This is a genomic window from Pseudomonas sp. S2_E02 (assembly GCF_054668355.1).
Map to the genome: position 1 here is coordinate 5,004,248 of NZ_CP162761.1, position 13,897 is coordinate 5,018,144.

General features: G+C 62.6%; 14 protein-coding genes. All 14 read right to left on the reverse strand.

Annotated elements, in window-relative coordinates; genetic code table 11:
* Positions 1-8 precede the first annotated feature (8 nt).
* Genes AB4O01_RS22520 through AB4O01_RS22585 form a run of 14 tightly spaced genes read right to left on the reverse strand, consistent with a single transcriptional unit; the run spans position 9 to position 13,865 of the window.
* Positions 9-1,235 (reverse strand): beta-ketoacyl-ACP synthase, encoded by a 1,227-nt coding sequence (locus tag AB4O01_RS22520; RefSeq protein WP_194935829.1) that lies wholly within the window; start codon positions 1,233-1,235, stop codon positions 9-11.
* Entirely contained in the window at positions 1,235-1,963 is a 729-nt protein-coding gene (gene fabG / locus AB4O01_RS22525; RefSeq protein ID WP_460089588.1) for a 3-oxoacyl-ACP reductase FabG, read from the reverse strand. Before fabG ends, AB4O01_RS22520 begins: the two co-directional genes overlap by 1 nt.
* The gene (locus AB4O01_RS22530; protein WP_257356868.1) at positions 1,956-2,420 is read right to left on the reverse strand and encodes a hotdog family protein; all 465 of its coding nucleotides are present in this window, start codon (positions 2,418-2,420) and stop codon (positions 1,956-1,958) included. Before AB4O01_RS22530 ends, fabG begins: the two co-directional genes overlap by 8 nt.
* Entirely contained in the window at positions 2,417-3,613 is a 1,197-nt protein-coding gene (locus AB4O01_RS22535) for a beta-ketoacyl-[acyl-carrier-protein] synthase family protein (protein WP_460089590.1), read from the reverse strand. The genes AB4O01_RS22530 and AB4O01_RS22535 overlap by 4 nt, the downstream gene beginning before the upstream one ends.
* The gene (locus AB4O01_RS22540) at positions 3,610-4,206 is read right to left on the reverse strand and encodes a hypothetical protein (RefSeq protein WP_460089592.1); all 597 of its coding nucleotides are present in this window, start codon (positions 4,204-4,206) and stop codon (positions 3,610-3,612) included. The genes AB4O01_RS22535 and AB4O01_RS22540 overlap by 4 nt, the downstream gene beginning before the upstream one ends.
* Positions 4,206-4,931, reverse strand: a complete 726-nt coding sequence (locus tag AB4O01_RS22545; protein ID WP_093430093.1) for a class I SAM-dependent methyltransferase — start codon at positions 4,929-4,931, stop codon at positions 4,206-4,208. The genes AB4O01_RS22540 and AB4O01_RS22545 overlap by 1 nt, the downstream gene beginning before the upstream one ends.
* Entirely contained in the window at positions 4,928-6,175 is a 1,248-nt protein-coding gene (locus AB4O01_RS22550; protein WP_257356872.1) for an NAD(P)/FAD-dependent oxidoreductase, read from the reverse strand. The genes AB4O01_RS22545 and AB4O01_RS22550 overlap by 4 nt, the downstream gene beginning before the upstream one ends.
* Positions 6,162-7,325 (reverse strand): cation:proton antiporter, encoded by a 1,164-nt coding sequence (locus tag AB4O01_RS22555; protein ID WP_460089593.1) that lies wholly within the window; start codon positions 7,323-7,325, stop codon positions 6,162-6,164. The genes AB4O01_RS22550 and AB4O01_RS22555 overlap by 14 nt, the downstream gene beginning before the upstream one ends.
* Positions 7,322-9,661, reverse strand: coding sequence for an MMPL family transporter (locus AB4O01_RS22560; RefSeq protein ID WP_460089595.1), 2,340 nt, complete (start codon positions 9,659-9,661; stop codon positions 7,322-7,324). Before AB4O01_RS22560 ends, AB4O01_RS22555 begins: the two co-directional genes overlap by 4 nt.
* Entirely contained in the window at positions 9,645-10,247 is a 603-nt protein-coding gene (locus tag AB4O01_RS22565; protein WP_099757791.1) for an outer membrane lipoprotein carrier protein LolA, read from the reverse strand. The genes AB4O01_RS22560 and AB4O01_RS22565 overlap by 17 nt, the downstream gene beginning before the upstream one ends.
* Complete coding sequence (locus AB4O01_RS22570) at positions 10,244-10,669, reverse strand: acyl-CoA thioesterase (protein WP_095047227.1); 426 nt, start codon at positions 10,667-10,669, stop codon at positions 10,244-10,246. Before AB4O01_RS22570 ends, AB4O01_RS22565 begins: the two co-directional genes overlap by 4 nt.
* Positions 10,662-12,206, reverse strand: coding sequence for an HAL/PAL/TAL family ammonia-lyase (locus AB4O01_RS22575; RefSeq protein ID WP_186621263.1), 1,545 nt, complete (start codon positions 12,204-12,206; stop codon positions 10,662-10,664). The genes AB4O01_RS22570 and AB4O01_RS22575 overlap by 8 nt, the downstream gene beginning before the upstream one ends.
* Positions 12,187-13,134, reverse strand: coding sequence for an LpxL/LpxP family acyltransferase (locus AB4O01_RS22580; protein WP_093430100.1), 948 nt, complete (start codon positions 13,132-13,134; stop codon positions 12,187-12,189). The genes AB4O01_RS22575 and AB4O01_RS22580 overlap by 20 nt, the downstream gene beginning before the upstream one ends.
* Complete coding sequence (locus AB4O01_RS22585; RefSeq protein WP_116255747.1) at positions 13,131-13,865, reverse strand: glycosyltransferase family 2 protein; 735 nt, start codon at positions 13,863-13,865, stop codon at positions 13,131-13,133. The genes AB4O01_RS22580 and AB4O01_RS22585 overlap by 4 nt, the downstream gene beginning before the upstream one ends.
* Positions 13,866-13,897: the final 32 nt, after the last annotated feature.

Below are 13,897 nucleotides of genomic sequence, written 5' to 3' on the forward strand. Positions count from 1 at the left end.
TGTTGCGGTCAGTGCCAGCGGCGGAAAATCAACGAGGTGTTGACGCCACCAAAAGCGAAATTGTTGTTCATCACATAGTCGTGATGCATCTGGCGGAATTCGCCGCGCAGGTAATCGAGTTTGCCGCAGTGCGGATCGACCTCGTCGAGGTTGAACGTGTGCACGTACAGGTCGCGGTTCATCATCTCGATGCTGAACCACGACTCCAGCGCACCGCAGGCGCCGAGGGTGTGGCCGAGGAAACTCTTCTGCGAGCTGATCGGCATGCGTTCACCGAACAAACTGCTGGTCGCCAGTGTTTCGGCAATGTCGCCCTGTTCTGTAGCGGTGCCGTGGCCATTTACATAGCCAATGGCCTCCGGCGTCAGGCCGGCGTCTTCCAGCGCCAGTTCCATGGCACGGCGCATGGTCACTTGTTCCGGGCGTGTGGTGTGCTGGCCGTCGGCGTTGCTACCGAAACCGACGATCTCGGCGTGGATATGCGCACCGCGCGCCAGAGCATGTTCCAGCTCTTCAAGGACCAGCATGCCGCCGCCTTCACCGATCACCAGGCCATCGCGGCCCTTGTCGTACGGGCGTGGACTGGTCTGCGGCGCATCGTTTTTCAGGCTGGTGGCGTAGAGTGCGTCGAAGACCATGGCTTCGGTCGGGCACAGCTCTTCGGCGCCGCCGGCGAGCATCAACGGCAGGCGGCCGAATTTGATCGCCTCGTAGGCGTAACCGATGCCCTGGCTGCCGCTGGTGCACGCGCTGGACGTCGGGATCAGCCGCCCGGTGAGACCAAAGAAGATGCTGATGTTGGCGGCGGTGGTGTGCGGCATCATCCGCACGTAGGAGTTGGCGTTGAGGCCTTCGGCGACAGAGTTGAGCAGCATGTTGCCGAACGCTTTGATCTCGTCGGTGCTGCCGGTGGACGAACCGCAAGCCACGCCCATTCTGCCGTCCTTGATCGATTCGTCACCGAGCAAACCGGCGTCAGCCAGGGCTTTTTCTGCTGCGCCGACCGCCAGCCGCGACACCCGGCCCATGCTGCGCAGTTGCTTGCGCGTCCAGTGCGCAGGCACTGCAAAGTCATCGATCGGCCCGGCCAGGCGCGTGTTGAGTTCGCTGAAACGATCCCACTCGTCCATCCGGCGGATGCCGCTGCGGTTAGCCGCGAAGTTGCCGGCGATGGTCTCCCAGTCGCTGCCCAGCGAGGTGATGCCGGCCATGCCGGTGACGACGACGCGCTTCATCAGCACAAGCCTCCGTTGACCGCCAGCACCTGGCGGGTGATGTACGAGGCTTCCGCCGACATCAGGAAATTCACCGCACTGGCCACCTCTTCCGGGGTGCCCATGCGTTGCGCGGGGATCATCTTCATCAACTCTTCCACCGGCACGTTTTCATCCAGCATCGCCGTGTCGATCAGGCCCGGTGCGATGCAGTTAACGGTGATTTTGCGCTTGCCCAGCTCGATCGCCAACGCCTTTGCCGCGCCAATCACGCCGGCCTTGGAGGCGCTGTAGTTGACCTGGCCACGGTTGCCGATCAGCCCCGACACCGAGGTGATGCAGACAATGCGACCAGCGGCACGGCGGCGGATCATCGGCATCATCACCGGGTGCAGGACGTTGTAGAAACCGTCAAGGTTAGTGCGCAACACCACGTCCCAATCGTCGTCACTCAGAGCTGGAAATGCGCCATCGCGGGTCAGCCCGGCATTCAACACCACGCCGTAATAGGCGCCGTGGCTTTCGACGTCGGCTTCCAGAATGGTTTTGCAGGTTTCGCGATCGGCAACGTCGAATTGCAGGATGCGCGCCTTGCGCCCCAGTGCTTCGATTTCTGCGTGAACGCCTTGCGCTTCGGCTACGCCGCTGCGGCAGTGCAGGACGATGTCGTACCCGGCCTTTGCGAGGCGCAAGGCAATGGCGCGGCCGATGCCACGGCTGGAGCCGGTGACCAGTACGGATTCAGTCATCGTTCGACTCCTGTGTCTGTTGCAGATATTGATTGACCTGAGGCGGACGGAACACGTTCAGGCGTGCGCTGGCGTGAATGCCGGCGCCGTTGATATGGCATTCGAAGACGCCCATGCCGTTGTCATCTTCCAGCGAACGCAGACCATGGATGGTCAGTTCGCTGCCGGCGGGAAACGCTTCGACGTTGCACTCGAACTTGCGCGTACCGAGCAGAAAGCCCAGCTCCACCGGATTGCCTTTCTGCCGCGCGTGGCAACCGGCAAATGCGGCGACGCTCTGCGCCATCAGTTCGATGCCGACCCAGGCCGGCAGGCTGCCGTCGGGCAGGTTGAACAGGCCATCAGGCTGGACCGTGAGACGGGTGTAGATCTGCTCATCGTCAAAACTTGTGATGCTGTCGATCAGAATCATGTCGCCCGCATGGGGCAGCAGTTCGGCGAGCGGCCAGGGGATCATGGGGCGTCTCCGATAATCAGGCTGACGTTGTTGCCGCCGAAGGCAAACGAGTTGCTCATCAGGTAGCGGGGTGCAATGGACGTCAGGCGCTCGCTCGCGGTCACCCACTTCAGCGGTGGCAGCGCAGGATCGGGCTGAGCGTCCCAGACGTGTGGCGGCAAGGCGTGGTCGGGGTTGTCGGTGCTCAGGCTCAACCAGCAAAACGCTGCTTCCAGCGCACCGGCCGCGCCAAGGGTGTGGCCGGTCATCGGCTTGGTCGATGAACAAGCCACGCCTGCGGGGAACAGCGCGGCAACCGCCAGGCTTTCCATTGCGTCGTTGTGTTGGGTAGCGGTGCCGTGCAGGTTCAGGTAGTTGATCTGCGCTGCTTGCAGATGAGCGCGGCTCAAGGCTTTCTGCATCGCTTGCAGGGCGCCGCGCCCGGTCGGTTCAGGGGCAGAAATATGATGGGCGTCGGAGCTGGCGCCGGCGCCGAGCAAGGCAATGGCTGGGCCTTTGCCCTGTTGTTTGCTCATGACAAACAGCACCGCCGCTTCGCCGATATTGATGCCGCTGCGGTTGGCCGAGAACGGATTGCAGCGCTCGTCGGACATCGCTTCAAGTGACGAGAAACCGTTGAGGGTCAGTTTGCACAGGCTGTCGACGCCGCCACACAGCACCGCGTCGCACAGGCCCAGATCGAGCAAACGCTGAGCGCTCATCAAGGCACGGGCGCTGGAAGTGCAAGCGGTGGAAATCACATAGGCCGGGCCGCTCAGTTGCAGCCAGTCGGCGAGGAAGTTGGCCGGGGCGCCGAGTTCCTGTTGACGATAATCGTATTCCGCCGGGAACTGCTGCTCGCGGATGTAGTGCGCCAGACCTCGACTGGCCTCGTCGATGCCCGAGGTGCTGGTGCCGAGCACGACACCAAGGCGGTCGCGGCCGTAGGTCTGGATCGCTTGATCAATGTCATCGCGAATCTGCAACGCCGCTTCCAGCAGCAGCTGATTGTTGCGGCTGCGCTGATCGGCGAGTTCTGCCGGGATCGGCGCCAGTTCGCCCTGGACGGCCGCGACGGGCAACTCACGCTCCGCCACCCAGCCGGACTCGCGGCGCATGCCTGAGCAGTCGCCGGCGAACAGCTTGCGCGCGACGGCTTGTTTGTCGCGGCCCAGCGCGCAGATCACGCCGAGGGCATTCAGGTAAGCGGTCATGGCGTCGGTTCACCCAACGGAGAAACGCGGTAGTGCGGGCCTTGAGGCAGGTTCAATTCGAAGCTCAACGGTTGTGAATAACGGATATCCCAGCGCGCCGGCAGGGCGCGTTGCTGGCCCTGTTGCAGTGCGGCGGGGTAATTGCGCAGCAGCTCGCCGGACGGGGTCAGGGCGAACAACAGCGCGGCAAACAGCTCTCGGGCTTCTGGGTTCGGTGGCAGCAGCCCATCGGCCTGCCAGTGGCCGTCGATCAGTTGCTGCCGCGCTTGGGGAATGCCCAGCGGGTCCATCATCGACCAGCGGATACCCGGGCCTTCGCGCTGGATCACCAGCAGCCAGTCCTGGCGTTGTTCGGCTTGTTGGCGTTCGATGTGCAGTTGCAGAGGCAGCGGGAGTGTTGGATTGCCCGCAGGCAACGGCGCCTGGCTGGCGCAGGCGCTCAACAGAAGCATCACGCCGACCACAAAAAATCGCCACACCGCGGACACTGTGGGAGCGAGCCTGCTCGCGAAGGCGCCGGCACATTCAACAAAGAGGTTGGCTGACCCACCGCTTTCGCGAGCAGGCTCGCTCCCACAGGTTATGTGTAGCATCAACGATCACCTTCAAGCGGTTTGCGCGCGACAACGTTGACCAACGTCTCTTCGCGCTCGCCAAACGGTTTCGGTTTGCGCAACCCGAACCGTTCCAGCAAGCCAAAATCTTTCGACCGGCTCCACCACAAATACGGGTAGGAAACATTGCCCTCGCCAAATTCGAAACCCTGCCCGCGAATCATCTGCAGATACTGCGCCGCACTCTTTTGCACGTGCATCGGATGACGGAACAGCCAGCGGATCACCCACGTATCAATGTAAGCCTCGGTGGACTCGGCGAACAGCAGATAGCCACCCGGTTTCAGCACTCGATAAAACTCGGCGAGGGCTTTTTCCTGCTCGACCAGATGATGGAAAGTCTGATGACAGAACAGCAGATCAACACTGGCGTCCGCCACATTGAGCGTCGCGCAGTCACTGCCGATCAGTTCCACCTCCAGATCCAGACGCGCCGCTTCTGCGCCGCTCAATTCAAGGCTGTGCGGGTCGGCATCAACGCCGATCAGGCGCTGTGGCGCAAAGGTCTGGCGCAGATGAGCGAACGACTTGCCCTGTCCGCAACCAGCATCCAGCAGCACCGGGCTTTCCGGCAGAGCGTCACTAAACAAACCACGCAAATCATTGATCGCCACGCGCAAGACGTGGTGCTGCCAGGTGTGGCTGCGCAGGAACCAGAAACCGAAGCGGGTTTCCTCGACGTAGCTGTCGCTCAAGTAGTTCATGTGGCGTCCTTTGCACAGAGTTCGGAAATCATCTTCAAGCGGCGACGCGCTTCGCTGACGAACGGGTTGTGTTCATCCCAGGCGTAGCCGGCGAGGATCGAACAGATCATCCGACGGATTTCCGCCTGACTGTCTTCATAAAAAATCACGTCCTGAAAGGTGCCGGCGTACCAGCCCTCGACGTAGCAGCGAAAGGTGTCGACGCCGCGCTTGAGTGGCTCGGCAAATTCGCCTTGCCAGTCGACGGTTTCACCTTGCAACTGACGGTGCAGCACCGCTGCGGCCATGCTCGCCGAGCGCATGGCGATGGTCACGCCGGAGGAGAACACCGGGTCGAGAAATTCTGCCGCGTTGCCGAGCAAGGCAAAGCCCGGCCCGTGCAGGGTTTTCACGTTGGCGGCGTAACCGCCGAGCGTGCGTGCAGGGGTGTCCCACACAGCATTGTTCAGAACGCCGGCGAGGCTCGGGGTTTCGGCGATGAAGCTGCGCAGACAGGCATCCAGATCGCTGTCGCGACCCTTGAAATGTTCCTCGGCGGCGACCACGCCCACCGAGCAGCGTCCATTACTGAACGGGATCGTCCAGAACCAGACATCGCGATGCTCTGGATGGGTGGTGACGAGGATTTTCTCGCGGTCGAACGCCGGGTTGTCGATGTGATCTTCGACGTGGGTGAACACCGCTTGGCGCACCGGGAAGTTCGACGGCGCTTCCAGATCCAGCAGTCGCGACAGCACACGACCGTAGCCGCTGGCATCAAGGACGAAATCCGCTTCGACGCGATAGTCGCCGCCGTCCTCGCGACGTACATTCAGCTGCGGTTTCGTCCGCTCGAAATCGACGCTGACGATGGCGTCACCGTAGCGGATTTCCGCGCCTTGCAGCGCCGCCTGATCAGCCAGCAGTTTGTCAAAATCGGCGCGCTGCACCTGAAACGTGGTCGGTTTGCCGCCGGTAAAGGTGTCACCGAAATCGAAGGCGCTGTAACGCTCGCCCCAGGCGAATGCGGCGCCGGTCTTTCGCTGGAATCCGGCGGCATTGACGGCGTCGAGCATGCCGGCTTCTTCGACGAAATCCAGACAATGGCTGAGCAGGCTTTCACCGATCGAAAAGCGCGGAAAGTGCTGGCGCTCGATCACCAGTACATCGTGGCCCTTGCGCTTGAGCAGCGCGGCGGCGATGGCGCCGGACGGACCGGCGCCGATGATCACGACCTGACGGGATTCCATTTCAACGATTGGCACGTGAGCTCCGGGGCAAAGGATGTTGCAGATTCAATGGCGCGCGATGCAGGCCGATCAGGGCCGGTAGCAGCGTCGCGATCAGGCCCATCAGCATCAGCGCGAAGTACAGCGCCGGGGTGATGAGCTGTTGTTGCAAGAGCAGATTGAGAAAGACGATTTCGCTCAGGCCGCGAATATTCAGCAGCACACTTTCGCGCCAGCGGCTGGCGCCTTCGAACGAGGCGCCGGCCCAGCCGAGGCCGAGCCAGTTGCCGAGCAGTTTACTGGCAATCGGCAACAGCAGCAGCGCCGCCCATTGCAGCGGACCAAGGCTGGAGAGCGCACTGTGCACGTCGATCTGGACGATGCCGAACGTCAGAATCAGCGGGATCGCCAGCCACGTCTGCAAACGGCTCATCCAGCGCGCCGGCAATGGCAGTACCAACGGCACTTTCAGCGCGGCCATGCATAGCAGGTAGCCGATGCCGAAGATCAGTGCGTTGAGTTTGTAGTGCTCGGCCATTACCAACAGCGCAAAGAAACCGAGGCTATAGGTCAGCGGTCGACGCACACGCAACAGATGCAACAGTAACGGCACCAGGGCGAGAGCCAGCGGCAGCAGCAGACTGCTCAGATGCAGGCTGCCCTGGGCGAGGCCGAACAGCGTCCAGCAGGTCAGATCGATGAGGATCGCGGTCTGCACCAACCGGCGAGTGGCGGCGGGCGGATAATCGATGTGGCGCAGATACAGGTACAGCACCGGGATCGCGGTGATCGCGAACACCAGACCGATGGCCAGCGAGTTGAGCCACGGTTGCGTCGGCAGCAGCCAATAGGCAGCGGCCAGGCCACAGGCAAACGGCACGAGGAAACTCGGCACGGCGATTTTCACGCTCTGGCGATCGAGTTTCAGATCGATCACATCACTGAGGATATGCCCGAGCAGTAGGGCAAAACTCAGGCTGTAGAGGTTTTTCAGCCAGTCAGGCGCAATCAGTTGCGCGCCGCTGAGCTGCCAGCCCGGCTCGATCCAGAAGTACATCAGCAGCGGCAAGCCGAAGCTCGCCAGCAGCAATTGGCTGACGATCGGGATCAGGCCGAAGTGGCGCCCGATGCGCGTGGCCACAGCGAACAACGCCAGAGCCAGCAGCCAGAAAGCGGCGACCATCATGCCGCTGGCTCCGCGACGGCTGCCGTGTGTTCGTGGCGCCCGGCCCACGGTGCGAGCATGAAACTGAACGCCAGACCGAGGCTCACCGACAGCCCGAAGTTGCTCACCGCCGGGGTGCTGGAAACCGCCAGCAAACCGAACGACAGCCATGTCGTCACAGCCGCGAGCAAGGTACCGAGCAGGCTCACCGCCGCACCGCCGACCTGTTCGCGCATGAGAATCGCGTAGTCGACGCTGATCGCTGTGACCAGCAGCAGGCCGAACAGGCTGAACAGGGTCAGCGGCTGACCGAGCCAGCCGAGACTGGCGAGGCTGCACAACGCGGCGAGCAACGGCAGGGCAACGATGCGCAACGCACCGCCGAGACCGAACGGCAGCATCAGCACCAGCACGATCAACGCGCAGGAAGCGAGTTTCAGTTCAGCGGCGCTGATCTGCGTCGCGGCGAATACCTCGTTCAACTCACCGAGGCGATCGACCAGCGTCACCCCCGGCAAATCCAGCGCCTGCACGCGCAACAGTGCCGGGTTGTTCAGGCCTTGCAGGCTGGTCATTGCCGCTACGCCGTCTTCGCTGGGGCCGAGCCAGAGCGTGCGATAAGGTTCGCCGAGCGGGCCGGCCAGAGCCGCGTCGATGTCTTCGGCGGGCACGGTCTGCAATTGCTGTAGTTCGGTTTGCAGCGCGGCGAGCGGCACGCCGAGGTCGAGCAGTGGCTGCCAGTATTGCGGCAGTTTGTTCAGCGCCTGACGTACCTGTTCTTGCTGGTTCGGCGGGCTGAGCAGTTGATCGAGGGCCAGATAGCCTTGCAGCTTGTCGAGGTTGACCAGTTGCTGCAGACGCTCGCTCAGCGCGGCCTGACGCTCGAGCAATTGCTGCTGATTGTCGGCGCGCACGAGGAAAAACTGGCTGGTCGGCTGATAGCCGGTGATGCGCGCGATGGTCTGCGCTTCGTCGGTCAGCTGTTGCGGTGCGCCGACCCATTGGCGAATGTCATTCTTGCTTTGCAGTTGTACTAGACCGCCTACGCAGAAGGCGATCAGCAGCGCCAGCAACACCGGCGTGCGCACGTGCTCGAGCAGTTTTTCACGCAGCGCAACCATGCGCTCGGCCAGCTGCAGCGGCCATTGCGCGGGGCGCAGTTCGACGTTTTTCAGCAACGCCGGCAACAGGCACACCGCCGACAAATAGGCACCGAGCAAGCCAGCGGCGGAGAACACCGCGATTTGCGTCAGCGCCGGGAACGGCGTCCACGCCAGTGCCAGATAACCGATGGCGCTGGTGATCAGGCTCAGGGTCAGCCCGGACAGCGTCAAACGCAACGCCGGCCAACTGCGCCAAGGCTTCAGGCTCCAGCTCTTCGACAAATAGTGCAGTGGGTAATCCACGGCCACGCCGATCAGGCTGGAGCCGAGCACCAGCGTCATCACGTGCATATGGCCGAACAGCGCCACACACGCCACCGCGCCGAACAACATGGCGACCAGCACCGGCACGAACGCCAGCAACACGCGCCAGCGGCGGAAAGCGAGCAACAGCAGCAAGAGAATGCCGACCGTCGCACCACCACCGACCCAGGTCATTTCGCGCGTGGCTTGCTGCTGACCGTTGGCCGCGTAGAGCAAGCCGCTGGCGGCCAGCAATTGCACGTCGGATTTCGCCGCCTGCTCGCGGCTGGCTTGCAGCAGTGCCGCGACTTGCAGCGGCAAGTTCATATCGAAAGCATTGCCGGTGGTGCGTGCACGCAGCAGCACCCAGCTCTTGCCGTCCGCATCGGCAATCAACGCGCCGCTGCCGATGTCCAGTTGCACCGAACCGTGCTGCGGCTGGCTGTTCTGAATGCGCCCGGTCAGGCCCAGCCAGTCATCCTGACTCGGCACCAGACTGAAACCGCTGAACGGATCGAACAGGGCCTGCACGCGTTGTTGAATGAATGCGTCGGGGTGTTCGATCAGCAGTTGCCGGTCATCCGCCGAGAGCATCGCCAGTCGCCCTTGCAGCAGTTGCGTGCGCAGCGCTGGCAGATCCGCCTGCAGGTTCCACTGCACTTTCTCGAACAGACCGCTGGCCTGCCATTGCTCGCCCAGCGTCTGCGCCATGGCCACCGCGTGCTGGCGATCGGCGTGGCCGACCAGCACCAGCATTTCGCGGTTGAGCGGTTCCTGCATGCGCTGCTCGGCGCGCTGTTCGAGGGCATCGGGGTGGGTGCCGGGCACCAGTTCCATCAGGTTCGCCGACAATGGCGCACCGTCACGCCACTGCCAACCGGCCAGAGCGACGACCGCCAGCAGCAGAATCAGAAACAGCCAGGGCAGCCTGCGTTCACTCGGCAAAGTCATGTTGCTCCGCGTCGTTCAACGGTTGCCCGGCGGTGCTGTCCTGCATGCGCAGCACGGTGCTGTCGCCCTGGGTTTCCAGCAGTTCGATGGTTTGCACCAGCGTGCCGCCGTCGATATTGATCTGGTTGAACACTTGCTTGAGCAGCAGCGAGCGCGGGGTCAGCGTGAGTTTCCACTGCTGTGCATCGCCGCTCAGGGCCAGTTCGAAATCGCGCTGCAGGCCACTGCTGTCGCCTTGCAGCACGGCGAGGAACAAGCGGTTCTGCTCGGCCCCGGCGCTCTTGTTCGGCAGCAGTTGCCAGCCGTTGCCGTCACGCCGGGCGATGCCCTTGGCGGTGATGCGGTAGTCCTGTTGCAGCGGGGTCTTCAGCAGCCAGAGCAGGCCGTGGTTTTTCGCCAGAACAAAACTGCCCTTGCTGATCAGCGGCTGCGGTAATGCACGCAGGTGTTTTTCCTGAATGAACTGACCGTGGATCACGTCCGGTTTCGCCAGTTGCTCGCTCAGTTGTTGCAGGTCGAAGGCGTTGGCCAGAGAGGACATCACCAGTAGCGCCAGTACACTCAAGCCTTTAACAAAAGCATTCATCGCAGCATCCTTTCCACGGCATCGGTGAAGACCTTCGGCGAAGCCAGTTGCATCTCGCGGCTGCTGACTTCCACTGCCACTTGCACCGAGCTGGCACGGGTGAGGCGTTCGCCGCTGTGCAGGTCGGTGATCAGGTAATTGATCTTCAGACGGTTTTCCCATTCGACCAGACTGGCGCGCACATTCAGGCGCTGACCGAACACCGCGCCACGCACGTAGCGCAGTTGCAGGTCGATGATCGGCCAGGCATAACCGGCCTCGACCATGTGCGTGTAGTTGTGGCCGATCTTGTCGAGCAGCGCGCAACGCGCCACTTCGAGGTATTTGACGTAATGGCCGTGCCAGACGACGTGCATGGTGTCGACGTCGAAAAACGGTACGAGGATTTCCGTGTCGGCGTGAAGCACTCCGGCGCTACGCATGCAGCCTCCAGTGTTGAGCGGCGATGCGTTGCAGGCACAGACGCAGCTCGCCTTCCAGGGCGCGGTCTTCGATCACCGGCGGGAAATCCTTGGCCAGTTCTACGTGCATCGCCGCCAGCGATGGCGGCAACGGTCGCGCGTCTTCGGCCTGAGCGCGCAGCCACACGCCTTGGTTGGCGGCGAGCAGGGTGGCGGCGGCGACTTGCTCGGTCAGCTCCAGCACACGGATCGCATCGCGGGCGGCGATGGTGCCCATGCTGACTTTGTCCTGGTTGTGGCACTCGGTGGAGCGCGAGAACACGCTGGCCGGCATGGTGTTTTTCAATGCTTCGGCGGTCCAGGCGCTGGTGCCGATCTGCACGGCTTTGAAGCCATGATTGATCATGGCGCGATCCGCCGGAGCACCGGAGAGGTTGCTCGGCAGACCGTGGTTGTAACGCTCATCCACCAGCAAGGCGAGTTGCCGATCGAGCAGATCGGCGACGTTGGCCACCAGATTTTTCAGGCTGTCCATGGCGAACGCGATATGCCCGCCGTAGAAGTGCCCACCGTGCAGCACGCGCTCGGCTTCGGCGTCGATGATCGGGTTGTCGTTGGCGCTGTTCAGTTCGGTTTCGATGAATGAACGCAGCCAGTTCAGGCTATCGGCCAATACGCCGAGCACGTGCGGGGCGCAGCGCAGCGAGTAGCGATCCTGCAGGCGATGCAGCGGCGCGGTCGGCGCGTCGATCGCCAGATCCTTGCGCAGCCACGCGGCGACCTGCATTTGCCCTGGATGTGGTTTGGCGGCGAACAGACGTTCGTCGAAGTGCTCCGGATTGCCTTGCAGCGCGACCACATTGAGCGCGGTGATGCGCGTGGCCAGTTGCAACAGATAGTCGGCACGGGCGAAAGCGAGGCAGGCGAGACCGGTCATTACGGCGGTGCCGTTCATCAGCGCCAGCGCTTCTTTCGGGCGCAGCACCAGCGGTGTCCAGCCGAGTTCACGATGCACATCGGCAGACTGGCGACGTTCGCTACGGAACATTACTTCACGTTCACCGGACAGCGTTGCGGCGACGTAGGACAGCGGCGTCAGATCACCGCTGGCGCCGACCGAGCCTTCTTCAGGGATCAGCGGCAGGATGTCGTATTCGAGGAACGCGTGCAGACGCTCCAGCAATTCCACGCGCACCCCGGAGACGCCGTGACACAACGACTGCAGACGCGCCGCCAACACCGCGCGGGTGGCTTGCGCGTCGAGCAGTTTACCCAGCCCGCAACCGTGGAAGGTGTAGAGGTGACGCGGCAGCGCCTCTACGTGATGCAGCGGCACCGCGACCACGCAGGAGTCGCCGTAACCGGTGGTTACGCCGTAGATCACGCCTTCCTTGTCCAGCAGCGAATCGAGGAACCGCGCGCCCTTGGCGATGCGCTCGCGATAGTCGGCGTCGCTCTGCAACTGCACGGGCGCCTGACGGTTGGCCAGGGCCAGCACGTCTTCGATGCGCAAAGGGCGTTCGCCGAAGGTTACCGGCTCATGGGTTGGCGTCGTCATCGGTCTTCCAGAAAGGGTAAAAGTTGAACCATTGTTGCGGCGCTTCGAGGCAATAGTGACTCAGGCGCTGCGCATAGCGGGTGGCCCACTGATGAATGACCTGCTCGCGCTCGCTGCGCTTCCACACCACGGCGTCGGCGAAGGGCTCGAGAGTCAGGCGATAGTGACCGTCCGGTTGCTTGAGGCACATCAGCAGATTGACCGGGCATTTGAGCAGGCCGGCGAGCAGCCACGGGCCTTGCGGGAACGGCGCCGGATGGCCGAGAAAGTCCACGGTTACGCTGCGCCCGCCATGCAGGGGGACGCGGTCGCCGGCAATCGCCAGCCACTCACCGCGCTCCAGGCGTTCGTGCAGTTGCAGCATGATCACCGGGTCCAGTTCGCTGACTTGAATCAGGCGCAGATTGGTCGCCCCAGCCTCACCCAGCAAACGGTTGAATTGTTCGGCGTGCTTGGTGTGCACCAGCACGTTCATGGTGACCTTTTCGCCGATTTCCGCCAGTGCGCGACAGACTTCCAGATTGCCCAGGTGCGCGCCGACCAGCAGTTGTCCGCGACTGCCGCGCAGCTGATTGCGCAGCAGGGCCGGGTCGATGATTTCGATCTGTTCGATGCGCAGCTTGCCGTTCCACACGTCGAGCTTGTCGAGCATCGAATCGGCGAATGCCATGAACTGACCGAACACCCGCCAATGAGTGGGGTGTAAATCTTCGCGCTGACTCCACGCCGCCAAACGCTGCTGATATTGCCAGGCGCTGCGCCGTGCGGTGCGGCCGAAGAGGAAAAAGTACAGGACGATGCCGTACAGCAACGGACTGAGCAGGCGTCGGCCAAGGACCTTGGCGGCGAACGCGGTGAATTTCATCAACAGAAAGCTGCCGCGTTCTTCGCGGTCGGCCCAGTGCTGCTTGTCGGCTTCACCGCTCATGCGCGCCACCGCCGCCAGAGGATCACCGGGAAGCGCAGCAACATGCCGAGAAACAGCCGCGTGTGCATGCTGGAAATCAGTGCGTTGTCATGGAACAGACGGAAGTGCGACACACCGTCCAGCGGATAATGCACGCTGGTTTGCAGCCAGCGCATCGGCTGATTGCGCCACGACAGGCGCACGAGAATGTCCGAGTCGAAATCCATGCGCTTGCCGACTTTCGCCGAATCGATCACCGCCAGCGTCGGGGCCAGCGGATAGACGCGGAAACCACACATTGAATCGCGGATCTGCAGCGACAGCGTGTTGATCCAGACCATCACGTGGGTCAGGTAGCGCGCGTACAAACGACCTTTCGGCACGCTTTCGTCGAACAGCGGATAACCGCAGATCATCGCCTCGGGATGAGCGCGAGACTCGGCGACAAAACGCTCCACATCGTGCAAGTCGTGCTGGCCGTCGGCATCGACCTGCAGCGCATGGCTGAAACCCAATAACGAGGCTTCGCGCAAACCGGTCATCACCGCGCCGCCCTTGCCCTGATTCGCGGTCAGGCGTACCAGATGCACGTTGTCGCGCTCGGCCAGTGCGTCGAGCACTCTGGCGCAAGATGGCGTGCTGGCGTCGTCCACCAGAATGCACGGCAGGCTTTGCGCGAGCAGAGCCTCGACCACGGTGCCGATCGCAGTTTCGTGGTTATAAACCGGGATCACGGCGCAAGGGTTATGCATACGTTTTCTCCACTGGAAGACCGCGATCCCTG

What these genes read in the sequence shown, in the direction of transcription:
- fabG (WP_460089588.1), bottom strand. Translation starts at nt 1,963, where the DNA reads ATGACTGAATCCGTACTGGTCACCGGCTCCAGCCGTGGCATCGGCCGC.
- AB4O01_RS22535 (WP_460089590.1), bottom strand. Translation starts at nt 3,613, where the DNA reads ATGACCGCTTACCTGAATGCCCTCGGCGTGATCTGCGCGCTGGGCCGC.
- AB4O01_RS22540 (WP_460089592.1), bottom strand. Translation starts at nt 4,206, where the DNA reads ATGCTACACATAACCTGTGGGAGCGAGCCTGCTCGCGAAAGCGGTGGG.
- AB4O01_RS22545 (WP_093430093.1), bottom strand. Translation starts at nt 4,931, where the DNA reads ATGAACTACTTGAGCGACAGCTACGTCGAGGAAACCCGCTTCGGTTTC.
- AB4O01_RS22580 (WP_093430100.1), bottom strand. Translation starts at nt 13,134, where the DNA reads ATGAGCGGTGAAGCCGACAAGCAGCACTGGGCCGACCGCGAAGAACGC.
- AB4O01_RS22560 (WP_460089595.1), bottom strand. Translation starts at nt 9,661, where the DNA reads ATGACTTTGCCGAGTGAACGCAGGCTGCCCTGGCTGTTTCTGATTCTG.
- AB4O01_RS22530 (WP_257356868.1), bottom strand. Translation starts at nt 2,420, where the DNA reads ATGATCCCCTGGCCGCTCGCCGAACTGCTGCCCCATGCGGGCGACATG.
- AB4O01_RS22555 (WP_460089593.1), bottom strand. Translation starts at nt 7,325, where the DNA reads ATGATGGTCGCCGCTTTCTGGCTGCTGGCTCTGGCGTTGTTCGCTGTG.
- AB4O01_RS22585 (WP_116255747.1), bottom strand. Translation starts at nt 13,865, where the DNA reads ATGCATAACCCTTGCGCCGTGATCCCGGTTTATAACCACGAAACTGCG.
- AB4O01_RS22570 (WP_095047227.1), bottom strand. Translation starts at nt 10,669, where the DNA reads ATGCGTAGCGCCGGAGTGCTTCACGCCGACACGGAAATCCTCGTACCG.
- AB4O01_RS22565 (WP_099757791.1), bottom strand. Translation starts at nt 10,247, where the DNA reads ATGAATGCTTTTGTTAAAGGCTTGAGTGTACTGGCGCTACTGGTGATG.
- AB4O01_RS22520 (WP_194935829.1), bottom strand. Translation starts at nt 1,235, where the DNA reads ATGAAGCGCGTCGTCGTCACCGGCATGGCCGGCATCACCTCGCTGGGC.
- AB4O01_RS22575 (WP_186621263.1), bottom strand. Translation starts at nt 12,206, where the DNA reads ATGACGACGCCAACCCATGAGCCGGTAACCTTCGGCGAACGCCCTTTG.